Source organism: Halorubrum yunnanense (assembly GCF_026586675.1).
GTDB classification, from domain to species: Archaea; Halobacteriota; Halobacteria; order Halobacteriales; family Haloferacaceae; genus Halorubrum; species Halorubrum yunnanense.
In genome coordinates this window covers 1-21,331 of the sequence record NZ_JAODIX010000013.1, presented here as the reverse complement: position 1 = coordinate 21,331, position 21,331 = coordinate 1, and the positions used below count along the sequence as shown (strand labels likewise).

Annotated in this window: 19 protein-coding genes; 8 read left to right on the top strand and 11 right to left on the bottom strand. The window is 70.8% G+C overall.

Annotated elements, in window-relative coordinates; genetic code table 11:
- Positions 1-10 precede the first annotated feature (10 nt).
- Positions 11-472 (top strand): hypothetical protein, encoded by a 462-nt coding sequence (locus N5096_RS03095; protein WP_267662869.1) that lies wholly within the window; start codon positions 11-13, stop codon positions 470-472.
- Between the two features lie 261 nt (positions 473-733).
- Here N5096_RS03095 and N5096_RS03090 read toward each other — a convergent pair whose 3' ends face one another.
- The 4 genes from N5096_RS03090 to N5096_RS03075 all read right to left on the bottom strand — a co-directional run bounded on the left by N5096_RS03090 (position 734) and on the right by N5096_RS03075 (position 4,932).
- A complete protein-coding gene (locus N5096_RS03090; RefSeq protein WP_267662868.1) occupies positions 734-1,195 on the bottom strand; it encodes a molybdopterin-dependent oxidoreductase in 462 nt (153 codons plus the stop codon).
- A 133-nt stretch (positions 1,196-1,328) separates the two neighbouring features.
- Positions 1,329-1,454, bottom strand: a complete 126-nt coding sequence (locus tag N5096_RS03085; protein WP_267662867.1) for a hypothetical protein — start codon at positions 1,452-1,454, stop codon at positions 1,329-1,331.
- Between the two features lie 228 nt (positions 1,455-1,682).
- On the bottom strand, positions 1,683-4,097 hold the full coding sequence (locus N5096_RS03080; protein WP_267662866.1) for a heavy metal translocating P-type ATPase: 2,415 nt from the start codon (positions 4,095-4,097) through the stop codon (positions 1,683-1,685).
- A 79-nt stretch (positions 4,098-4,176) separates the two neighbouring features.
- Positions 4,177-4,932 (bottom strand): helix-turn-helix domain-containing protein, encoded by a 756-nt coding sequence (locus tag N5096_RS03075; RefSeq protein ID WP_267662865.1) that lies wholly within the window; start codon positions 4,930-4,932, stop codon positions 4,177-4,179.
- 117 nt (positions 4,933-5,049) lie between these two features.
- Here N5096_RS03075 and N5096_RS03070 point away from each other — a divergent pair, with 117 nt between their 5' ends.
- Positions 5,050-5,454 (top strand): Htur_1727 family rSAM-partnered candidate RiPP, encoded by a 405-nt coding sequence (locus N5096_RS03070; protein WP_267662864.1) that lies wholly within the window; start codon positions 5,050-5,052, stop codon positions 5,452-5,454.
- Entirely contained in the window at positions 5,451-6,674 is a 1,224-nt protein-coding gene (locus N5096_RS03065; RefSeq protein WP_267662863.1) for a TIGR04347 family pseudo-SAM/SPASM protein, read from the top strand. Before N5096_RS03070 ends, N5096_RS03065 begins: the two co-directional genes overlap by 4 nt.
- Before the next feature lie 6 nt (positions 6,675-6,680).
- Here N5096_RS03065 and N5096_RS03060 read toward each other — a convergent pair whose 3' ends face one another.
- Together N5096_RS03060 and N5096_RS03055 are read right to left on the bottom strand one after the other, a co-directional pair.
- On the bottom strand, positions 6,681-7,292 hold the full coding sequence (locus tag N5096_RS03060; RefSeq protein WP_267662862.1) for a helix-turn-helix domain-containing protein: 612 nt from the start codon (positions 7,290-7,292) through the stop codon (positions 6,681-6,683).
- 77 nt (positions 7,293-7,369) lie between these two features.
- Entirely contained in the window at positions 7,370-8,413 is a 1,044-nt protein-coding gene (locus tag N5096_RS03055) for a disk-shape morphogenesis protein volactin (protein ID WP_379789873.1), read from the bottom strand.
- A gap of 168 nt (positions 8,414-8,581) precedes the next feature.
- On the opposite strand from N5096_RS03055, the gene N5096_RS03050 reads away from it, so the two are divergent.
- The gene (locus N5096_RS03050) at positions 8,582-9,415 is read left to right on the top strand and encodes a geranylgeranylglycerol-phosphate geranylgeranyltransferase (RefSeq protein ID WP_267662861.1); all 834 of its coding nucleotides are present in this window, start codon (positions 8,582-8,584) and stop codon (positions 9,413-9,415) included.
- Between the two features lie 105 nt (positions 9,416-9,520).
- Here N5096_RS03050 and yciH read toward each other — a convergent pair whose 3' ends face one another.
- Both yciH and N5096_RS03040 read right to left on the bottom strand, forming a co-directional pair.
- On the bottom strand, positions 9,521-9,814 hold the full coding sequence (yciH, locus tag N5096_RS03045) for a stress response translation initiation inhibitor YciH (protein ID WP_004046732.1): 294 nt from the start codon (positions 9,812-9,814) through the stop codon (positions 9,521-9,523).
- Between the two features lie 142 nt (positions 9,815-9,956).
- Positions 9,957-11,327, bottom strand: a complete 1,371-nt coding sequence (locus N5096_RS03040) for a dihydroorotase (RefSeq protein WP_267662860.1) — start codon at positions 11,325-11,327, stop codon at positions 9,957-9,959.
- A gap of 321 nt (positions 11,328-11,648) precedes the next feature.
- Between N5096_RS03040 and N5096_RS03035 the strand changes: the two genes are divergently transcribed.
- The gene (locus tag N5096_RS03035) at positions 11,649-11,858 is read left to right on the top strand and encodes a DUF1328 domain-containing protein (RefSeq protein WP_267662859.1); all 210 of its coding nucleotides are present in this window, start codon (positions 11,649-11,651) and stop codon (positions 11,856-11,858) included.
- Positions 11,859-12,051: 193 nt separating this feature from the next.
- Positions 12,052-13,422 carry a serine--tRNA ligase gene (gene serS / locus N5096_RS03030; protein WP_267662858.1) on the top strand — a complete coding sequence of 457 codons (1,371 nt, stop codon included), beginning with the start codon at positions 12,052-12,054 and terminating at the stop codon, positions 13,420-13,422.
- A 15-nt stretch (positions 13,423-13,437) separates the two neighbouring features.
- Here serS and N5096_RS03025 read toward each other — a convergent pair whose 3' ends face one another.
- Together N5096_RS03025 and endA are read right to left on the bottom strand one after the other, a co-directional pair.
- Positions 13,438-14,040 carry an LURP-one-related/scramblase family protein gene (locus N5096_RS03025; protein ID WP_267662857.1) on the bottom strand — a complete coding sequence of 201 codons (603 nt, stop codon included), beginning with the start codon at positions 14,038-14,040 and terminating at the stop codon, positions 13,438-13,440.
- A 76-nt stretch (positions 14,041-14,116) separates the two neighbouring features.
- The gene (gene endA, locus N5096_RS03020) at positions 14,117-15,298 is read right to left on the bottom strand and encodes a tRNA-intron lyase (RefSeq protein ID WP_267662856.1); all 1,182 of its coding nucleotides are present in this window, start codon (positions 15,296-15,298) and stop codon (positions 14,117-14,119) included.
- 680 nt (positions 15,299-15,978) lie between these two features.
- Here endA and N5096_RS03015 point away from each other — a divergent pair.
- Together N5096_RS03015 and N5096_RS03010 are read left to right on the top strand one after the other, a co-directional pair.
- Positions 15,979-18,231 (top strand): AAA family ATPase, encoded by a 2,253-nt coding sequence (locus N5096_RS03015; RefSeq protein WP_267662855.1) that lies wholly within the window; start codon positions 15,979-15,981, stop codon positions 18,229-18,231.
- 3 nt (positions 18,232-18,234) lie between these two features.
- On the top strand, positions 18,235-19,212 hold the full coding sequence (locus tag N5096_RS03010) for a rhomboid family intramembrane serine protease (protein ID WP_267662854.1): 978 nt from the start codon (positions 18,235-18,237) through the stop codon (positions 19,210-19,212).
- A 109-nt stretch (positions 19,213-19,321) separates the two neighbouring features.
- Here the strand turns inward: N5096_RS03010 and infB are convergent, their stop codons facing one another.
- Positions 19,322-21,115, bottom strand: a complete 1,794-nt coding sequence (infB, locus tag N5096_RS03005; RefSeq protein ID WP_267662853.1) for a translation initiation factor IF-2 — start codon at positions 21,113-21,115, stop codon at positions 19,322-19,324.
- Positions 21,116-21,331 lie beyond the last annotated feature (216 nt).

The window sequence follows — 21,331 nt, the reverse complement described above, 5'->3', positions numbered from 1 at the left end:
CACCGGCGACATGACGCCAGTCGGACCCGGCTCTGGGAGCGGTGCCCTCAAGCTCACACTCTTCGATACCCGACCGCTGCCTAACGGCGAGCCGACCGATGCCACGGTCACGGTCACCGTGACGATCACCGGCGGATCGGTCAGCCCGCCCACGGACTCGCCGCGCCCGGACGGAGCGGCGGACAGCCCGCTCTTCGAAGCGTACGACCCCTACATGGAGAACACCTCGCAGGGCAGCACGGTTGACCTCAACACCGTCCAAAGCGGCGTCAACAAGAGCGCCATGGGCTGGGACAAGACTGCCGGCATCCCGAACATCATCGTCGTCCCGGTCGCCGAGTTCACGCCGCCGGGCGAACCGGTCACGATCACCGAGGAGTGTCCGGACTTCGACGACTACTACGCTGCTGAGCCCAGGGGTGACGGAGCGATACACGTGGACACCGGCTTCGCCGGTTGGTTCAATCCGTAATCGAAGCGACGGCGGCCGCGTTCCCCCTCGGACGCCCTGTTTCACGGGAGAGCTCGGAGCGCATTCGAAGTCGGACAGCGCGCTCACGAGTCACACCTCTATATCCAAACTCCGCCCATGCCTTTCGCCAATTCGGAATGGCCTCGGCACTCATAGGGCTCGTCATCGCTGGTGCCGAGGCAGCTCGGAGCGGTGCGTCGTCATCGGCCGGTGATTCGTAGTCGACTCGTCGCCTAAAAAGGCCGGGTCGGAGCGTCGCCGTCAGTACCCGAGCTCCTCGTACTCCTGCGGGTCCTCGTCGGGCCCGAGCCGCAGGAACTCGAGCCCGCGGACCCCCCGCACCGTCCGTCCGGCGTCGACGGCGGCGATGAACCGTGGACGGCGGGCCGGCGGCAGGGGTTCTCCCCCGCGCTCGACCGCGAGCACCGCGTCGAGCGCGGTCCGGATCGGCACGCAGACGGCGTACTCGTCGGCCGCGACGCGGACGTGAGTCGCCTCCGGCTCGACGTCCACGTCGGGTCGGTCGAGCAGCGCCGCCACGGGGATCCCGCGCCAGGCGCCGCCCCACCGCTCGCCGCTGGCGCAGAGGAACTCCGCTTCGACGCGCTCGAGCTGCCGGTCGTCCCGCCCGTCGCACGCGGCCGTCCCGTCTGCGAGTCCGGACAGCCGCACCGCGGTCCGCGACGTCGGGTCCGAGTCGTCCCCGCGCTGGTATCCGCGCATGGCCGACGGTAGGCGATCCGCCCTTACAAATCGTCCGCCCCGTTTTCGGAAACTGGGCATCCGTCGCGATTATCTGAGGAAGGGCGCGGCTCCGGGGGCGTCGCTCATTGGTCGAAAACAGCAGCGCGGCCGGTCACTCCCCGCCGTGACACGACCCCGCGTACGCGTTCCACCGGTCGGTCCCGTTCGGAATCCGCTCGGTGTCCCCCGCGTCGAACGTCGCCGCGCACTGGGCGACCGCCTCCGCCGCGGTCGGCAACTCGTCGCCGGTCCCCTCGTCGGCCTCGGACGGGAGCGCTCCCGTCGACGCCGTTTCCGTCTCGATGCTCGTCTCGCGCGCACTCGGACCCTCGGGGCGAGTCGCCGCCGCCGATTCCGAGCCTGCGTCAATCGTGTACTACGGGTGGCACATTACTCCAATTGAGCGCATCCTTAATAATAGTTCATGTTTGTTTCGCGACGTCGGGAACGACGGCGTCGCCCCCGTCTACTCGTACGACTCCGGCTCGATCCCGGAGAGGCGCATCGCGTTGCCGGTGACGCCCAGGCTCATCCCCATGTCGCCGACGACGACCGCGACGGCGACGCTCACCAGGCCCAGCGGCACGCCGAGCGCGAGCAGGGCCTTCACGCCGAGGCTCGCCCAGACGTTCTGCCGGATGACCCCGTTGGCCGTGTGCGAGAGCGCGTAGAGGTACGGGAGCTTCGCCACGTCGTCGCCCATCAGCGCGATGTCGGCGGTCTCCAGCGCGGTGTCCGTCCCCGCGGCGCCCATCGCGACGCCGACCTCGGCGGTCGCCAGCGCGGGCGCGTCGTTGATCCCGTCGCCGACCATCGCCACCTGGCCGTACTCCGCCTGCAGCGACTCGACCGCGTCGACCTTCTGCTCGGGCAGGAGCTCAGCGCGGTACTCGTCGACGCCGACCGACCCGGCGATCGCCCGCGCCGTGCCCTCGTTGTCGCCCGTTAGCATCACGACGCGCGCCACGCCGAGCTCGCGGAGGCGCTCGACCGCCCGCCTCGAGTCGGGTCGCACCTCGTCGGCGACGGCGACGGCCCCCGTCAACTCCGCCGCCGTCCCGACGAGCACGACGGTCTTGCCCGCTCGCTCTAACGCGGCGAGCGCCCCGTCGGCGAGAGCGTCCGCCGCGGACCCGGTCTCGTCGTCCCCGGTGACGACCCCGCCGTCGGTCTCGGCGCGGGCCCGCGACAGGTCGAACCCGAGCTCCTCGAACAGCGCCGGCTTCCCGGCGTAGTACGTCTCCCCGTCGATGTCGGCGCGGATCCCCTTTCCGGTCAGGCTCTCGAAGCCCGTCGGCTCCGGGAGGTCTCCGACGCCGGCGCGGTCGGCGCGGTCGAGGACCGCGGCGGCGATGGGGTGCTCGCTCCGCCGCTCCAGCGCCGCGGCCCGCCGGAGCAGGGTCTCCTCGTCGGCGCCGCCGATCGGGACGAGGTCGGTGACCGCGAGCTCGCCCCTGGTGAGCGTCCCGGTCTTGTCGAGCGCGACGGCGTCGACGTCGCCCATCGCCTCCAGGTGGTTGCCGCCCTTTATCAGGACCCCGTTTCTCGCCGCGCTCGTGATCCCCGAGACGACCGATACCGGCGTCGAGATGACGAACGCACAGGGACAGGCGATCACCAGCAGCGTGAGCCCCCGGACGAACCAGGTCCCCCAGTCGGAGGCGAACGTGACCCCGTAGCCGACCACGTCGACCGCGATCGGCTCCGCGATGACGAGCGGGGGTACCGCGGCCGTCAGGACCGCCAGGACGACCACGACCGGGGTGTAGTACCCCGCGAAGCGGTCGACGAACCGCTCCGTCTCGGTCTTCTCGGCCTGCGCGCCCTGCACCAGCTCGATGATCCGCGAGAGGGTGGAGTCGCCCGCGGTCGACGTCACCTCGATCTCGAGGTACCCCTCCTCGTTTATCGCGCCGGCGAACGCCTCGTCGCCGACCGCCTTGTCGACGGGGACGCTCTCGCCGGTGATCGGGGACTCGTCGACCGCGCTCTCGCCCTCCGTCACCGTCCCGTCGAGCGGAATCTTCTCGCCCGGCCGAACGATCACGGTCTCGCCGACCGCGACGTCGTCGGTCGGCACCGCCGCCTCCGCGCCGTCTCGCCTGACCGTGGCCTCGTCCGGCGACAGCTCCATCAGCTCGCGCAGCGAGTCCCGGGCGCGGTCCATCGCGTAGTCCTCCAACAGCTCGGCGACGCTGAAGAGCACCGCGAGCGTGGCGGCCTCGACGAAGTAGCCGATCCCCGTCGCGGCGAGGATCGCCGTCCCCATCAGCAGGTCGATGTCGAGGCTCCGGTTCCGTGCCGAGTAGTAGCCGCCTCGCACGACGGGGAGCCCGCTGGCCGCGACGGCGCCGAGGAACAGGACGTCCGCGAGCGTGAGCGGGGCGCCGAGTACGCTCGCCACCGCGGGGTTCGAGCCCGTCAGGACGAACTCGAACAGGAGGCCGGCCGCCACGAGGACCGCGCCCAGCCACGTCTTCTTCGCGCGCGGCGTCGTCCAGACCTCCGCCGGGGGCGCGACGGCGACGCCGCCGGATCCCCCTCCCGCGTCCCCACTGCCATCGCCGTCGGCGCTCCCCTCGCCGTCCGACCGCCCGCCCGTGACCTCGTAGCCGGCGCCCTCGATGGCCGCGACCACGTCCGCCTCGCCCGCGCGGTCGGGGTTGTACGCGACCGTCGCCGTCCCGGCGGTCGGGTTGAGCGCGATCTCGGTCACGCCGTCGACCCGCCCCAGGGCGCTCTCGACTTTCCCGGCGCACGAGGGGCAGTCCATCTCGGGGACCGCGAGGCCGGCGGTCGGCTCGCGTCGCTCGCCGTCCGCGTCGGTTCCGGTCGGGCCGCTTCCGGCCCCGTCGTCTGCTCCCTCCAATTCGTCGCTCATTACGCGGACGGAGGGCCCTTATCAGGATAAGCCTTGGTTGGAATTTTCCAACCCACATCCACCGACCGCTACGGCCCGGTCAGTCGAACGACGCCGAGGCGGCCTCCGTCGGTCGATCGCCGTCGACGTGCGCCTTCGCCAGCCGCTCTTCGGCCCGGCGGAGCCGGTAGGTCAGCGTCGACCGCGGGACGTCGAGGTGCGCCGCGAGTTCGCCGGCGTCGACCGCCCGCGGCGACTCGTAGTAGCCGTGTTCGACGGCGGCGCTGAGCGCGGCCTCCTGCTCGGGGGAGAGCCCGGGCGCCCCGCCGTCGCCCCCCGACTCGTCCGTCGCCGAGGCGTTCGCCGTCCTGAGCAGCTCCGTCCGGGCGGCGTCGCCGACGGCCGCACGGAGCGCGTCGAAGAACGCGGCGACGTCGCCCTCGCCGGAGTGGATGAGCCGCCAGGTGTAGTGGCGCCCCTCGTGGCGGGTCTCGAACAGCACGCCGTCACCGAGGTGGTCCCGCGCTATGTGCGGGACCGACGCGCAGACCGGCGTGGGCTCCCAGTCGGTGTACAGCACGAGGGTGTCGCCGTCGCGGTCGAGGACGCGGGTGGTCTGCGTCGCGCCGCAGTCCTCGGTCGCGAGGCAGTCGGCGTAGTAGTCGCCGTCGGTGAAGGCGGCCTCGACGGCCGCGAGCGCCGCCGCCGTGCCGGTCGCGTGGTCGACGCGCCAGAGGTGGTCATCGGTCGCGTGCAGCGACAGCGACCGCACCCGCGCGCCAGGATGGTCGGCGAGCGCGTCGGCCACCCTGTTGCGCCCCGGCTCGTACTCGAGGGCAAAGACGAGTTCGCGCATGGGGTCGCCTATGCGGCAGTCGGACATAACGCGTTCGTCGTCCGAACGTGTTCGGGCGGATTTTGCCCCCCTGAGAACGCGCGAAACCGGGTTGGGTGGGTCGGTCGTACCCCGGGTATGGTCGAGAAGACGGACCGAACCGCCGAATCGGGCGGCCCGCGCTCGGCGGACGGCCGACGCTTCGAGGTGTTCGTCCGCGAGGCAGAGGGGGACCCGCTTCGCCACGTCGGCACCGTCGCGGCGCCGACGCCGGACGTCGCCCACGAGGAGGCGAGCAAGCTCTTCGCCTGGTACGCCCGCGACGTGTGGGTCTGTCCCGCCGAGGAGACGCACCGCTACTCCGCCGAGTCGTTGGCGGCGGACGACGGGTCGGCCGACGAGGTCCCCGAGTCCCCCGACGGCGACGAGCCGCGGGTGTACGAGGAGACCGAGGGGACCCCCACCGTGGGCTGCGGCGGCGCACCGGTCGACGGCGACGACGAGTCACCGTCCGGCGACGCCGCCGCGGAGGGCGACCGATGATCTCCGTCAGCAAGCTCCTCTGCGGGCTCGACGCCGAGAGCGACGGGCTCCGGTACGACGCCGCGAAGGACTCGAAGAAGCCGCAGATCACGGAGGACAAGCAGCAGCGTCCGGTCGTCGTCTGGAACACGACGAAGCGGTGTAACCTCTACTGCGAGCACTGCTACGCCGCGGCCGACAAGGAGGGGGCGCCGAACGAGCTGTCGACGGCGGAGGGGAAGGCGCTCATCGACGACCTCGCCGAGTTCGGCGTGCCGGTGCTCCTCTTCTCCGGCGGGGAACCGCTCGTCCGCGAGGACCTCGCGGAGCTCGTCGCCTACGCCGACGACGCCGGGATCCGTCCCGTCCTCTCGACGAACGGGACCCTCCTGACGCGCGAGAACGCCCGCGAGCTGAAGCGGGCCGGGCTGAAGTACGCCGGCGTCTCCGTGGACGGACTCCCCGAGCGCAACGACCGGATCCGCGGCGAGGAGGGGGCGTTCGACGCCGCCGTCCGGGGGATCGAGGCGTGTCTCGACGTCGGGCTCAAGACCGGGCTCCGGTACACGATCACCGAGCACAACGTGGACGACCTGACGGGCGTCGTCGACCTCCTCGTCGACGTCGGCGTCGACCGCTTCTGCTTTTACCACCTCGACTACGGCGGGCGCGGCGCCGAGATCGCCGACGTCGACCTGAGCCCCGAAGCGACCCGGAAGGCCGTCGCCGACCTGTGTGACCTCACCCGCGAGTACCACGCGGCGGGCGAGGAGATCGAGACGCTGCTCGTCGGCAACTACGCCGACGCCGCCCACCTCGTCGAGTACGCCGACCGGGAGATCGGAACGGACCGCGCCCGGCTGATCTACGAGCGCCTCCGGCGCAACGGCGGCGACCCGACCGGCGAGCGCGTCGCCGACGTCGACCCCGTCGGCAACGTCCACCTCACACAGTTCTGGCAGGGGTACTCTCCGGGGAACGTCAGGGACCGCTCGTTCGGCGCGATCTGGTCGGACGAGTCGAACCCGCTCCTCGACGGGCTCCGGAACCGCGAGGACCGCCTCACGGGGCGGTGCGCCGACTGCGCGTATCAGAGCGTCTGCCGGGGCGGGTCGCGGCTCCGCGCCCTCTCGGGGCACGGCGACCCGTTCGCGCCCGACCCGAAGTGCTATCTCACGGAGGCGGAGCGCGACGGCGCAGAGGCGCTGAGCCGACTCTCCGGCGAGTCGCCGGCCGACTGAGGCGACTCAGACCTCAGCGCCCTCGAACACGTCCGTGGCGAGCTTCGCCTGCGCGCCCCGGAGGCGCTGTGAGAGCGCCGACTTGCTAATGTCCAGCTCGCCGGCGAGATCGCCGAGCGAGACGTCGGCGTCGTCGTCGAAGTAGCCGCGGACGACGGCCAACTCCATCCCCTCGCGCTGCTTCGGCGTGAGCGCCGAGAGGTCCACGGTCGCCTGCTCTGTCGACTCGGGGCCCGAGACCACGGCGAGGCGGACCAGCCGCACGCGGTCGAGCACCCGTCTGAGCGTCGAAACCACTTCGCGGACGGCGTCGCGGTCGTCGACGTACGACGTGACGAGCACGGTTCCCTCGTCGACCCGTCGCACGTGAGGGACGCAACCGAACTCCTGGAAGACGCGACAGAGGCAGTCCTCGCTGACCTCGCCGCGGTCGCGACGGAGAGCCTCCTCGCCCGCCGGCTGGACTTCGACCGTGCACTCGTCGCCGACCGCGTTGACGGTGACGTCGGCGGCGCTCTCGGTCTGCGAGACGATCGGACACTCCCACCCCTCGGCCGGGTCGACCTCGAGGTCGACCCGGAGTCGTCGTTCACCGTCGCCGCCGGCGACTTCTGCCATGCCCGTGCTCCGTCGCCCGTCGGCTTAGGCGTTCGGCGCGTCCTCACGGACCGAAAAATCGGGGTCGGGCGTCGGGGTCAGTCCTCGGACTCGGGCGCGGCCTCCTCGGCCGCGGGCTCGTCGGCGCCCTCGCCGCCCGACTCGCTCTCCTCGGAGCGGGCCGCGACTAAGGCGCCGCTGGCGACGCTGTACATCGGCTCGTCGGCCGAGTGTACGCCGCTGATCGAGAACGGGATGTTCGCGTCCTCCAAGTGGTCCGCGAACAGGTCCTCGAACCCGTTCGGGCTGGAGGTGCCGCCGGTGACGACGACGGGGACGTCGAGCCCCTCCTCGACGTCCTCCTCGTCGACCTCGCGGGAGACGTTCTCGATGACGTAGTCGAGCAGGTTCTCGTAGTAGATGGCGAGCGCGCCCTCGACGCCGCCCACGTCGGTGCGGAAGTCGAGCTCGAAGTCGTCCTCCTTGATACTCGTCACCTTGTCAACCGGGGTCCCCGTGGCCTGCGAGGTCTGCTCGTCGACCCAGTCGCCCCCGCGGGCGATGGAGAACTTCATGACGGGCACCGCGTAGTAGGCGAGACAGACGTTGGTCATCCCCGCGCCGAAGGAGATCCCGAGCCCGGTGAAGTTGTTGTCCGCGAGCTCCGAGTAGATGACCGCCATCCCCTCGTTGATCGGCTCGGGGTCGTACCCCATGTCGCCGAGCATCGACTCCAGGGTCTTTTCGTGGTACAGCGTCGTCAGCCCGGAGTCGATCGGGTCGGCCGGGCTGGAGTAGAAGAGGCGCTCGTTGGGTTTCGAGGGCTCGCCGACCACCTGCTCGGTGATGAGCTTGATCATCGGGATCGCGGAGGCCTCGTCGCTGGAGAGGATGCCGTGTTCCATCGGGCGCCGCGTCTCCTTGTTGAAGATGTTCGCGAAGTTCAAGGCGTCGTCCCCGACGACGTACACCTTGTCGTCTTTCCGGATGTGGAGGACGTCGCTGCGGGAGAGCATCTGCTCGGCCATGTCGCTGTACTCGATCTCGACGAACGAGTTCCGCTGCTGTACGAACACCGTCTCCGCGCCCTCCTGTCGCCCGGAGAGGATGTTCATCGTACCGACGTCAAGGCCTTTAGCCATACGCACCTATTTTATTGCGCACATCATAAACGTTCGTGGCCGATTCCGAGTCGAGAGAATCGCAGGGGATCGATCGCCGACGCCGCCGTCGGTCGGCGCGCCGTCGGTCCGCCGCGCTCCGGTCCGATCCCGGGTCGTTTATGTCCTCCGCCGCGGTGGGGAGACGACGTGTACGACACAGCGCGCGGGGTCGCGGAGCTGGCGCGGCCGGCGAACTGCGTCGCCGCCGCGGTCCTCACGGGAACGGGGGCGTTCGTCGCCGGCGCGGGGGGCGCCGCCGTCGCCGCCGCGGTCGCCGCGGTCGTCACCGCGTTCGCGGTCGCCGCGGGCAACGCGATCAACGACTACTTCGACCGCGACATCGACGCCGTCAACCGCCCGGACCGCCCGATCCCGCGCGGCGCCGTCTCGGCGCGAGGGGCGCTCGGCGTCGCCGCCGCGTGGTTCCTCGTCGCCGTCGCGTTCGCCGCCCTCTTGCCGCCGCTGGCGATCGCCATCGCCGGGATCAACCTCGTCGCGCTCGTCACCTACACGACGGTATTTAAAGGAACGCCGGGGCTCGGCAACGCGCTCGTCTCGTACCTGGTCGGCTCGACGTTTCTGTTCGGCGGTGCCGCGGTCGGCGCCCCCGAGGCGGTCGTCGTCCTCGCGCTGCTGGCCGGGCTCTCGACGTTCACGCGCGAGGTGATCAAAGACGTCGAGGACGTCGCCGGCGACCGCGAGGAAGGGCTCCGCACCCTCCCGATCGCGGTCGGCGAGCGGCGCGCCCTCTGGGTCGGGGCCGGCGCGCTCCTCGTCGCCGTCGGGGCCAGCCCGGTGCCGTACTTCACCGGCACCTTCGGCGGGGTCTACCTCCTCCTCGTCGCCGCCGCCGACGCGGTCATGCTGTACGCCTGCTACGAGGGGTTCGGCGACCCGGCGAGCGCGCAGCGCCGATTCAAGTACGGCACTTTCCTCGCCGCGGTCGCGTTCGTCGTCGGCCGAGCGGCGCTCCTGGTTTAAGCGGAAGCCTGACCCCCACTCCGAGCCGCGGAGCCGTGGCTCGCCGGACGAGTTCAGTGAAAAGTCGATCCCCGAATCGCTCGACGGCGGACGGTCAGGTGACGGTCACGCGACGTTGAAGCCCTTGTCGCGGAGGAAGTCCTCCACGCGGCCCGAGTGGTTCCCCTGCAGCTCGATGGCGCCGTCCTCGACGGTGCCGCCGCAGGCGAACTTCGACTTGAGATCCGACGAGAGGGAGCTCATGTCGACGTCCTTCGGGTCGAATCCTTCGATGACCGTTACCTCCTTACCGTACCTGCGCTCGTCGATGCGGATGCTGATCTGCTGGGACTCCTTCGCGACGTCTTCGCAGACGCAGAGTTCCTGGGGCAGTCCGCACGTCGAGCAGACTTCCGACATTACGGTCGGACCTACAGGGTGACCGTATTAAATAGTGTCGGGACCCCGACCGCGGTGCGTGTCCGTTGCCGGTCCAGACGGGCGAGCGACGGCGACAGGCGGTGGACCGCGAGCGCCGCCGGCCCGGACGCGCCGAGTGCCCCTACGACCGCCGCACGTTGCGGCCGACCGGCTCGCCGAACGACTCCGCGCCCGTGGTCGGGTCGCGCTCGTAGACGATCTCACCCCGGACGAGCGTCAGCTCCGGGAAGACGCCCTGGAGCCCCTCGAAGGGGGTCCAGCCGCACGCGCCGTGAAGCGCGCCGGCCTCGATCTCGCGCGGCTCCGTCAGGTCGACGAGGGCGAGGTCGGCGTCGGCGCCCTCCGCGATCCGGCCCTTCGCGCCGAGCCCGAAGATCGACGCGGGGTTGGCGGCGACGACGTCGCGGACGCGCTCCAGGCCGAGGTCGCCTTTGCGCACGGACTCCAAGAGGAGCGGGTAGAGCGTCTCCACCCCGGGGACGCCGCTCGGCGCGTCCGCGAGCCCCTGCCGCTTCTCGGCGACGGTGTGCGGGGCGTGGTCGGTGGCGACGACGTCGACGTCGCCGTCGCGGAGGCGCTCGAAGACGCGGGCACGGCGCTCCTCGGAGCGCAGCGGCGGGTTCATGCGGCCGAACGTGCCGAGCCGGCCGGCGTTCTCGCGCGAGAGGAAGAGGTGGTGCGGGGTGACCTCGCAGGTGGGCGGGGCGGCGGCGTCCGCCGACTCGCGCTCCCCGGCCCCATCGCCGCCCCGGGCCTCCGCGACCGCGTCGATCCCCTCCGGCGTCGACGTGTGGGCGATATGGACCTGCGCGTCGCTCTCGGCGGCGGCCCCGAGGGCGCGCTCGACCGCAGCGACCTCCGCCTCGGCGGTCCGGTAGGCGGACCACGCGTCTGCGTTCGCGGCGGTGCCGACCCCGCCGAGGTCGCCGTCGAGCGCGCGCTCGTCGAACAGCGTCTCGTCCTCCGCGTGGACCGTGACGGGGACGTCGCGGGCGGCGGCCTCGGCGATCGCCTCCTCGAACAGGTCGAGGGCGATCCCCATGTCGCCGGTCGAGTCCGCGAGGAACACCTCCCCGAGCGCGAACAGGGGGCGCTCGAAGAGGCTCTCGGGGTCCCACGCGCCCGTGACCCCGCCGTTGATCCCGTAGTCGACGAGCGACTCCGCGGCGAGTTCGGCCTTCGCGTCGAAGGCGTCGCCGTCGACCGTGGGCGGCGAGGTGTTCGGCTGGTCGACGACCGTCGTCACGCCGCCGGCGGCCGCGCTCCGCGAGCCGGAAGTCCACGTCTCCTTGTGGCTCCCACCCGGCTCCCGGAAGTGGACGTGGACGTCGACGGCGCCGGGGAGGAGGTGTCGCCCGCGGGCGTCGACGACGCGCTCGCCCGCCTCCGGGTCGAGCCTCGCGTTCGCCGGTTCGACCGCCTCGACGGTTCCGTCTCGGACCCGGACGTCTCGGACCCGTCCGTCGGCCAGCTCCGCACCCGTGATGAGCATGCCACATGCGCTCGCGGCGCGCTATTTAAACCGTGGTGATCCGCGCGACGGTCCCGGACCCGCGTCCGCACCGCCACAGACTGTTTGACGCGGCCGGCGAGTCGGTGACGGCCGCGTTCCCCCGACAGATGACTCAGCGCCGGGCGCGCGGTGCCGACGGCGCGACGTGGACCGAGCCGACCGGGACGCGCTCGCCGCCGAGACGGCGCTTCCCGGCGGCTGTCGAGGGACGAATCGTAAGCGACTCTCATCTGACACGAAGGGCTCGGGCTCGCTCGATATCGGTCGCTTAACTAAACGGGTGAGGGCACATGGGTGAGTATGAGCATCACACAGGCGATCCACGGCGGAGTCATGGCCACGCCCCTACAGTTCGGCGGGGACCTGCTCGGACTGGCGATCCTCTTCCTCGTTCTCGCCGTAATCGCGGCGGTCGCCGGCGCCAGCGGGATCGCGGGACTGAGTATGAGCATCGCGAAGTGGCTCGTCATCATCTTCGTCGTGCTCGGGATCGTCACGTTCGTCCTCTGATCCCGAACCGACCGGCCTGACCGCTGTCGACCCCGTTACGGCTTTTCAGACCGATATCAGACGACACAGCCGACGGCAACGCCTGATCCGGGTTATCCCCCCTTACGGACCCGCCGGACCGTCGGCACGGATCGGACGAGACGCTGCCGACGCTCCGATACGGTTTTGGGCCGGCCCGCGGAACTGCTGATAAATGCTGTCTCGACAGTTCGTCCGGGAGAACCCCGAGGTCGTCCGCGAGGCGCTCGACAACAAAGGCGTCGACGTCGACCTCGACCGGATACTCGACGTCGACGAGGAGTGGCGGGAGCTGAAACAGCGCGGCGACGGCCTGCGTCACGAGCGCAACGAGGTCTCCTCGACGATCGGCGAGCTCAAAGGGGCCGGCGAGGAGGCGGAGGCCCAGGAGGCGATCGAGCGCTCGCAGGAGCTCAAGTCGGAGCTTCAGGAGATCGAAGACCGCGCGGAGGAGTTGGAGGCCGAACTGGAGGCGTCGCTGCTCGAACTCCCACAGGTCCCGCAGGAGTCGGTGCCGGTCGGCGCCGACGAGTCGGAGAACGTCGAGCGGCGCCGCGAGGGGTTCGACGACCTCCGGACGCTCCCCGACGACGTGACGCCCCATTACGACCTGGGCGAGGACCTCGAGATCCTCGACTTCGAGCGCGGCGCGAAGGTCGCCGCCGGCGGCTTCTACGTCGCGAAGGGCGACGGCGCCCGGCTGGAGCACGCGCTGATCCAGTTCATGCTCGACGTGCACCGCGAGCAGGGGTACGAGGACGTGTTCCCGCCGATCCCGGTCAACTCCGCGTCGATGCGGGGCACCGGTCAGCTTCCAAAGTTCACCGAGGACGCCTACCGGGTGGAAGGGACGAACGAGGACGAGTACGACGACGACGACCTCTGGCTGCTCCCGACCGCGGAGGTGCCCGTCACGAACCTCCACCGCGACGAGATCCTCTTGGGGGAGGACCTCCCGCTTAAATACCAAGCGTACACGCCGAACTTCCGGCAGGAGGCGGGCGAACACGGCACCGAGACGCGCGGGATCGTCCGCGTCCACCAGTTCAACAAGGTGGAGATGGTGAACTTCGTCCGCCCCGAGGAGAGCGACGAGCGCTTCGAGGGCCTCGTCGACGAGGCCGAGGAGGTGCTCCGGCGTCTCGAACTCCCCTACCGCATCCTGGAGATGTGCACCGGCGACCTCGGGTTCACGCAGGCGAAGAAGTACGACGTCGAGGTGTGGGCGCCCGGAGACGACATGGACGAGGGCCCCGCACAGGGCGGCCGCTGGCTGGAGGTCTCCTCCGTCTCGAACTTCGAGGACTTCCAGGCGCGCAGAGCCGGCATCCGGTACCGCGAGGAGCACCACGAGTCCGCCGACTACCTCCACACCCTGAACGGATCGGGGCTCGCGGTCCCGCGGATCGTCGTCGCGGTCCTGGAGTACTACCAGAACGACGACGGCACCGTCACCGTCCCCGAGGCGCTGCGCCCGTACATGGGCGGGACCGAGGTCATCGAGGGGCACGACCCGGTCGGTGAGTCGAAGCTGGGCGGGGAGTAGGCGGCGGGAGCCTCGCTACTTGTTTTCGAGGGCGTCGAGGATACAGGCGGCGGCGATCACCGCCTCCTTCGGCACGTCGCTCGCGTCGTCGATGGTGACCGTGTAGGCGTCGCGCAGCGAGACCTTCCCCTCGATGTCGCCGACGTGGCCGCCGTCGGCATCGAATATCTCGTACTTGTTCGGGACGAAGTTCGCGACGCTCACGAGGTGGCGGAGCGCCGACATCAGCTTGTTCTTCGACCGGATGGTCGCCAGCGCCTCGCCCGTCTCGGGGTCGCGGATCGTCCAGTTCTCGACGAACAGCGAGTAGTCCTCGTCGAGGACGACGACCTCCTCGCCGGTGCCCGCGTCGGTGATGGCGTAGTTGCCCGCGACGTCCATGATCCCGCCCGCCTTCACCGAGAACGCGTCGTCGCCGTCGCCGGTGACGAACGGGAACTCCTCTTTCAGCTTGAACAGCTTCTGTTTCCCGCGCAGGACGACCTCACCGGCGGCGTCGCGGACGGCGTACTTGTTCCGGATCGCCGACTGTTTGACCTCGTAGCGGTCGTCGTCGAGGTCGACCGTGGAGATGTCGTAGGCGTCCGAATCGGAGGGGAACACGGAGTAGTCGGTCATAGCCGGCAAAAGAATCAGGCGTCAGAAAACGGTTCCGCTCGGATCGATACCCACCGATCGATCGTGCAACCGAGTTTCAGGGCGTCAGCCGCCCGATCGAGAGCCACTCCACGTCGGCGTCGCTGGCGGTGTCGCCCTCGGTGGTCCCGTCGCCATCGCCCTCGACGTCTCCCTCGACCCCCGTCAGCGCGAACACCATCTCCTTGCGGACGCCCCCTGCGAGCCGCACGTCGAGCGAGAGCTCGCGCGGGGAGAACCGGTGGTCGCCGTCGACGACGCGCACGAGGTGCTCGGAGTGCGGCAGGTCCTCGACCGTCTCCACGTCGAGGTACGTCCGGAAGTCGGCGCCGAACTTGAAGCCGGTCTTCGGGACGGCGTCGGCCGCCCGGAGGCGCTTATAAACGGCGAGCCGGCGGTCGAACCGCTCGCCCTCGACGTCGCGGCCGCGGGCGACGACCGCGGCGGCGGGGCCGTCGGCCGCCGGTTCGTTTCCGCCGCTCCCGTCGCCGGCCGCCCCCACCGACGCCGACAGCGAGAGGACGCCGTCGGCCGCGAGCGACGCGGCCTCGACGAGGGAGAGCTGGAGCGCGCCCTCGACCGCGGCCGCGCGGCCGGTGAGCGGCTGGCCGTAGAAGCCGCGCTCGTAGAGGGCCTCGGGGGCGTCCCAGACGACGACGCGGTCGGAGAGGAGCACCCCGTCGAGGCGGTCCGGCGGGTCGTAGTCGGTCGCGCCCTCGATCCCCCCGGCCGCCGCCGCGAAGTACGTGATGTCGGACTCCTCGTCGACGACCCCGAGGGTGCGCCCGGCGAGCCCGGCGGCGGGGAGCGACTCCCGCTCACCGACGACCTGCACCGGGTACTCCACGTTCCCGGTGTCGGGCGTCGAACCCCGCTCGTAGGCGACGAAGTCGACCGCCTCGGCGACGTCGGCGTCCCCGCCGGGCCACGGCTCGCGGGCGGGCGAGAGGTAGAACCCGCGGTCGCGGAGGTCCGAGTAGACGAGGTAGCGCACCGCGAACCGGTCGGCCGCGGCCGCGCTCTCGACGAAGAAGCGCTCGAAGCCGACGGGGTCGGCGTCGGGGGCGAGCGCGACGCCCGAGAGGTCGCCGCGGAAGAGCAGGTGGGCCGCCTCGACGCGCGAGAGCGCGATCTCGTTCCCGTCGAGGGGGCGACCGTACCCCCGGGAGTCGTAGAAGCGCTGGCGGGCGTCGCCGGCGACGCGGACCGCGTCGCCGCGCAGGTGCCCTGTCGGTTGCATACCCCAAAGCGGCCCGGACGGGGTAAGGGGGTTGCGGTCGGTCCTCGCGGTGGGACGGTGACTCGGATCGGGAAGAAGATCTTTTATAAATGAATCTGGATGTTGGCGTCGAATATTTATAAACGACCGACGACGCTGCGACGAACGCCCTCGGAATCCCAACCGCTCGGCTATACTTTGATAACTCCGGAACGGTGGTGAAGATCTTCAAAGCCCCAGTCGCTCGGCAATACATCGTTGCTGCTACTGACGCGATGACCACCTCCAAAGCCCCAGCTGCGAGGCCGGCGCACGCTCGCTGCGCTCCTCACTCGGTCGCTCACTTCGTTCGCTCCCTCGTTGCGGTGCTTGTGTCGCCTGCGCCGGCCTCGCAGCTGCCCCTTTGAGCCTCATCCCGCTCCGCACAGCCACCGCACCTCACGCCTCCCCAGCCTCGTCGCCGGACTACGTCCGGCTGCCAGAGGCGCGAAGCGCCTCGCTGCGGCTCCCTTCGGTCGCCGCGTCCCTCGCGCGTGCTGCTCGGCCGCGAGGCGGCCTCGCAGGCGCGCGCCACCGCAGTCGATCATTTATAAATAATCGCCGAACCCCCTCGCGCCTCTTCTCGGTACGTATCCACGGGCAGGAACCGGATCCCAACGGATCCGGACAAGGGTAAAGGGTCATCGGCGAGTACTGTGGTTATGAACGACACCGCAGGCCTCCGGCTCACGGTGCGTGCCGCCGAGAAGCGGGACGCGGGCCGAGGCATCGCCAGGCTCCCCGAATCCGCCCGGAAGCGGCTCGGCCTCCTCAGCGGCGACACCGTCGAGGTCCGCGGCGAGCGCGCCGCCGTCGCGAAGGTGTGGCCGGGCGGGCCCGACGCGCGGGAGGGCTCCGTCCTCATCGACGCCGACACCCGCGCGAACGCCGGCGTGAAGGTCGGCGACGCTGTCACCGTCGCGTCCGTCACCGTCGAGGACGCCGACCGGGTCGTGCTCGCCGCGCCCGCGCGACTGGCCGACGTCGACGTGAGCCGCGAGGTGGTCGAGCGGGCGCTCGCCCGCGACCTCCGCGACCGCCCCGTCACCGAGGGCGAGGCGGTCCACGTCGAGCGCCTCGGCGGGCTCCGGTTCGTCGTCGCCGAGACGGACCCGTCGGGCACGGTACGCGTGACGAACCGGAGCGACGTCTCGGTGACGTACGGGGACGGCGAGGGCGACGCGGGCGAGGAGACGGACCGCCGGGAGGTCGGGGCGGCGTCGGGCGGGGACGACCGCCCCACGGACCCCCGCGACCGGACCGACCCGCCCGGGGCCGACGCCCGGCCGAAGGGCGGCGAGAACGCCCCGCCCGCGGAGCACACCGCGGGCGCGACCTACGAGGACATCGGGGGCTTAGACGAGGAGCTGGAGCTGGTGCGCGAGACGATCGAGCTCCCGCTCTCCGAGCCCGAGGTGTTCACCCGGCTCGGCGTCGACCCGCCGAAGGGGGTTCTGCTCCATGGGCCGCCGGGCACCGGGAAGACGCTGATCGCCCGCGCCGTCGCCAACGAGGTCAACGCCGAGTTCATCACCGTCGACGGGCCGGAGATCATGTCGAAGTACAAGGGCGAGTCGGAGGAGCGCCTGCGGGACGTGTTCGACCGCGCGAGCGAGGAAGCCCCGGCGATCGTCTTCTTCGACGAGATCGACTCGATCGCCGGGAAGCGCGACGACGGGGGCGACGTGGAGAACCGCGTCGTCGGCCAGCTGCTCTCGTTGATGGACGGGCTCGACGCCCGCGGCGACGTGATCGTCATCGGCGCGACGAACCGCGTTGACACCCTCGACCCCGCGCTCCGGCGCGGCGGGCGGTTCGATCGCGAGATCGAGATCGGCGTCCCCGGCGAAGCCGGCCGCCGGCAGATCCTCGACGTGCACACGCGCCGGATGCCCCTCGCCGACGACGTGGACTTGGACACCATCGCCGGCCGGACCCACGGGTTCGTCGGCGCCGACATCGAGGGCCTCGCGCAGGAGGCGGCGATGACGGCGCTGCGGCGCGCCCGCGAGTCCGACGCCGGGGCGCTCGACGAGGTGACCGTCTCGAAGGCGGACTTCGAGGCCGCCCACGCCAACGTCGAGCCGAGCGCGATGCGGGAGTACGTCGCCGAGCAGCCCGCCACCGACTTCTCGGACGTGGGCGGGCTGCCGGAGGCCAAGGAGCAGCTGGAGCGCGCCGTCACGTGGCCGTTGACCTACGGTCCCCTCTTCGACGCCGCCGACGCCGACCCGCCGACGGGGGTCCTACTCCACGGGCCGCCGGGCACCGGGAAGACCCTGCTCGCGCGGGCGATCGCCGGCGAGAGCGGCGTCAACTTCATCCAGGTCGCCGGCCCGGAGCTGCTCGACCGCTACGTCGGCGAGTCCGAGAAGGCGGTCCGAGACCTGTTCGACCGCGCGCGGCAGGCGGCGCCCGTGATCGTCTTCTTCGACGAGATCGACGCGATCGCGGCCGATCGCGACGGCGCGGGCGGGGACGGGTCCGGCGTCGGCGAGCGCGTCGTCTCCCAGCTCCTGACGGAGCTCGACCGCGCCAGCGACAACCCGAACCTCGTCGTGCTCGCGGCGACGAACCGGCGGGACGCGCTCGACCCCGCGCTGCTCCGACCGGGGCGGCTGGAGACCCACATCGAGGTGCCCGAGCCCGACCGCGAGGCCCGCCGGAAGATCCTGGACGTCCACACCCGCGAGAAGCCGCTCGTGGACGGGGTCGACCTGGAGCGCCTCGCCGACGAGACGGAGGGGTACTCCGGCGCCGAGATCGCCTCGCTGTGCCGCGAGGCCGCCCTCGTCGCGATCGAGCGCGTCGCCGACGAGCACGGCGCGGCCGCGAACGACCACGCCGACGAGATCTCGGTCACGAGCGACGACTTCGCGGCCGCGCTGGAGACGGTGCGACCGGCGACGCCCTGAGCGATGCGCGGCGAGGGGGAGTCTTCCGGCGAGAACTCGCCCACCCTCCGCGGGCTCCTCGCCAGCGTCCGCGCGGCCGTCCGGTCGAGCCCGTCGAGGGACCTCTTCCTGCTCGCCGTCCCCCTCCCGGCGCTGCTCGTCGCGGTGAGCCTCACGCCCGGGACCGACGCTTGGCACCTCTCGCTCGCGACCGGCGGCGTCTTCGAGAGCCGGTGGGCGCTGTGGACCGCGTTCGCGTCGAGCTTCGTCCATGCGAGCCCGGCGCACCTCCTCGACAACCTGGTCAACTACTGGCTGCTCGTCGCGGTCGCGTACCCGCTCTCCGCCGTCGCGGGCTGGCGCGGGCGGCTGCTCGGGGCGACCGCGATCTACCTCGCCGTCGTCCCCCTCGCCTCGGCGTGGGCGACGATCGTCGCGCTCGGCGACCTGACGAACGCACCGACCGCCGGCTTCTCGGACGTGAACAGCGCGCTCCTCGGCTACGTGGTCGTCGTGTGGTTCGCCGCGCTGGCGACGGAGGCGGGCGAGGAGGCGAGCGGGGAGGTGTGTGAGGAGGCGGGCGGGGAGGCGAGTAGAAAAGCGAGCGAAGTGAGGACGGAGCGCGCCGGCCGGCGCTCGCCCGCCGTCGGCGTCGACGCCCGCTGGTCGATCGTGGCCGCGCTCGGCTCGCTCGCGCTCGCGTACCTCGCGCCGAGCGGCGTCGGCTACTTCCCGTCGCTGCCGGCCGTCGGCTCGCTGTTCGCGCTCTGTGCGGCCCTCGTCGCCGTCGGGCTCTCCGCCGGCGTCGGCCGCCCCCGAGTCGTCGGGCTCGATCTGTCTCCCGAGCGGGAACTCCTGTACGTCACCGGCGCGAGCGTCGCCGTCGCCGGGGTGATCGGCTCGCTGGTGGTCGTCCCGTTCGGCAGCAACGTGTTCGCGCACCTCGCCGGCTACGCCGTCGGCGTCGCGGTCCCGCTCGTCGGAGTCGTCCTCGACGGGTGAGCCGCGAGCGCGCTCCGACCTCGGCTATCCAGCGGTGCGGTACCGTGGGAAGCCCTGTCGTTTACGACGGGGAGGAGGTCACGTACGAACGGCGTTCGTACTCTCCGGCTTATTTCCCCCAGAAGGGGTCCCGCTTCCGCTTGGTCTCCAGGTACGCCGAGAGCGTTTCGCGCTCGTCGGCCGTGATCTCTTCTTTTAACTCCTGTTCGAGGATCTTCGCGTGCTTCTCGGGGACCTCGGTCCAGAGGGTGTCGCCCTCCTCGATGCCGCGGCCGACCGTGGGGCCGTCGATGGCGATGCTGACGCGCTCGCCGGAGCGCGCCTCGTCGACGTCGTCGCCCTGTTTTTGAATCCCGGAGAGCTGCCCGACTCGGTCGAACTCGTTGCCCTCGAAGAGCCCGACGTTGCGGTTGTTCTGGACGGTGCCGGAGATGACCTCGACGCCGACCACCGCGGGGTCGTTCTGCCGGAACGTGTGGTCGGGGAGGATCCGGAACCGCGCGGGGCGGACGACCTTGTCCAGCACCGTCTCCTGTTGGGCGCGCTGTTTCTCCTCGACGAACGTCTCGTACTCCTCGATCAGCTGGTAGATGACGTCGTCGGTGAACAGCTTCACGTCGGCGCTCTCCAGCTCCGTCTCGGCGTTCGTGAGCAGGTCGACGTTGAACCCCAGAATCGCCTTGTGCTCGTCTTGGTTCGCGGTCTCGGCCACGGCGATGTCGCGCGGCGCGATGTCGCCGACCTCGGCGCGCAGGATGGGGACCTCGGCCTCGCGGAGCGCGTTCGCCATCGCCTCCAGCGAGCCGAGCGTGTCGGCCTTGACGACGACGCCGTTGTCGGCGGTCTCCACCTCAATCTCCGCGAGCTCGGCTTTCACTTCCTCGACGACGTCCTCGACCGGGCGGTCGCGGACGATCCGGACCGGCGCGCCGGCCATCGCCCGGTCGAGGTCGGGCGCGGCGATCTTCACCCCGGCCGCGGCGCCGACCTCCGCCACCTTCTCGAACTGCTTCTCGGTGCGGATCTCCTCGAGCGGCCGCGGCTGCAGCAGCGCCCGGATCTCGGTGACGATCGGCTCCTCCTGGCCGCCGACGACGACCTGATCGCCGTTTCGGACCACGCCGTCGTACACCACCGTGTCGATGGTGGCGCCGAAGCCGCGCTCGTCTTTCACTTCCAAGACCGTCCCCTCGCCGGGCCCCTGGACGTCGATCTGCATCTCCTCTTTCATGAACCGCTGGGAGAGCCCCATCAGGACGGTGAGGAGGTCGGGGACGCCCTCGCCCGTGAGCGCCGACAGCGGGACGACGCCGATGTTCTTCTGGAAGTCCTGGACGCGCCAGTACAGGTCGGCGGAGAAGCCGGCGTCCGAGAGCTGGCCGATGATCTCGTAGAGGTTCTCGTTGAGCATCGACTCGGCGCGTTCCGACTGCGCCTCCAGGCTCCGCTGGATCGGCTGGCCGTCCTGGGGGTTCCACCCCGGCGTCGTGTCCGCCTTGTTGGCGGCGACGACGAAGGGGGTCCCGGTGCGTCTGAGGATGTCGACCGCCTCCTCGGTCTGCGGCTGGAAGCCGTCGTTGACGTCGACGACGAGCACCGCGATGTCGGCGAGCGCGCCGCCGCGGGCGCGCAGCGTCGAGAAGGAGTGGTGGCCCGGCGTGTCGATGAACAGCAGGCCGGGGAGGTCGAAGTCGGTCGGGTCGATGAGCTCGCCCGCCATCCCGGAGATGGTGTCGAGCGGGATGTCGGTCGCCCCGATGTGTTGGGTGATCGCGCCGGCCTCGCCCTCGCTGACGGCGGAGCCGCGGATCTTGTCGAGCAGGCTCGTCTTGCCGTGGTCGACGTGACCCAGCACGGCGACGATCGGCGTCCGAAGGGTGTCCGCGTTTGTGTGGTTGGTCATGGTGATCGCCCCGAGAAGGTCGGTTACCGAACATTCCGCTCGGGCGTCAGTTAAGCCTTTCAAAACACGCGCGCCCCGAGCGCCCCGGATCCGTCGCCCGTCCGGCGTCGGACGCGGCCGCGCGACGTCCGTCGCCCGTCAGACGCCGTAGTGTTCAGATAAGCTGATTCCATGCGAAAGCGAATGATCTGAGCCACTCGTCAGCAGTTTCTGCTT

Bases quoted from the DNA above. Each gene is read 5' to 3' on its own strand.
- N5096_RS03095 (WP_267662869.1), top strand. From the start codon at position 11: ATGACGCCAGTCGGACCCGGCTCTGGGAGCGGTGCCCTCAAGCTCACA.
- N5096_RS03090 (WP_267662868.1), bottom strand. From the start codon at position 1,195: ATGCGCGGATACCAGCGCGGGGACGACTCGGACCCGACGTCGCGGACC.
- N5096_RS03080 (WP_267662866.1), bottom strand. From the start codon at position 4,097: ATGAGCGACGAATTGGAGGGAGCAGACGACGGGGCCGGAAGCGGCCCG.
- N5096_RS03075 (WP_267662865.1), bottom strand. From the start codon at position 4,932: ATGCGCGAACTCGTCTTTGCCCTCGAGTACGAGCCGGGGCGCAACAGG.
- N5096_RS03070 (WP_267662864.1), top strand. From the start codon at position 5,050: ATGGTCGAGAAGACGGACCGAACCGCCGAATCGGGCGGCCCGCGCTCG.
- N5096_RS03065 (WP_267662863.1), top strand. From the start codon at position 5,451: ATGATCTCCGTCAGCAAGCTCCTCTGCGGGCTCGACGCCGAGAGCGAC.
- N5096_RS03060 (WP_267662862.1), bottom strand. From the start codon at position 7,292: ATGGCAGAAGTCGCCGGCGGCGACGGTGAACGACGACTCCGGGTCGAC.
- N5096_RS03055 (WP_379789873.1), bottom strand. From the start codon at position 8,413: ATGGCTAAAGGCCTTGACGTCGGTACGATGAACATCCTCTCCGGGCGA.
- yciH (WP_004046732.1), bottom strand. From the start codon at position 9,814: ATGTCGGAAGTCTGCTCGACGTGCGGACTGCCCCAGGAACTCTGCGTC.
- N5096_RS03040 (WP_267662860.1), bottom strand. From the start codon at position 11,327: ATGCTCATCACGGGTGCGGAGCTGGCCGACGGACGGGTCCGAGACGTC.
- N5096_RS03035 (WP_267662859.1), top strand. From the start codon at position 11,649: ATGAGCATCACACAGGCGATCCACGGCGGAGTCATGGCCACGCCCCTA.
- serS (WP_267662858.1), top strand. From the start codon at position 12,052: ATGCTGTCTCGACAGTTCGTCCGGGAGAACCCCGAGGTCGTCCGCGAG.
- N5096_RS03025 (WP_267662857.1), bottom strand. From the start codon at position 14,040: ATGACCGACTACTCCGTGTTCCCCTCCGATTCGGACGCCTACGACATC.
- endA (WP_267662856.1), bottom strand. From the start codon at position 15,298: ATGCAACCGACAGGGCACCTGCGCGGCGACGCGGTCCGCGTCGCCGGC.
- N5096_RS03015 (WP_267662855.1), top strand. From the start codon at position 15,979: ATGAACGACACCGCAGGCCTCCGGCTCACGGTGCGTGCCGCCGAGAAG.
- N5096_RS03010 (WP_267662854.1), top strand. From the start codon at position 18,235: ATGCGCGGCGAGGGGGAGTCTTCCGGCGAGAACTCGCCCACCCTCCGC.
- infB (WP_267662853.1), bottom strand. From the start codon at position 21,115: ATGACCAACCACACAAACGCGGACACCCTTCGGACGCCGATCGTCGCC.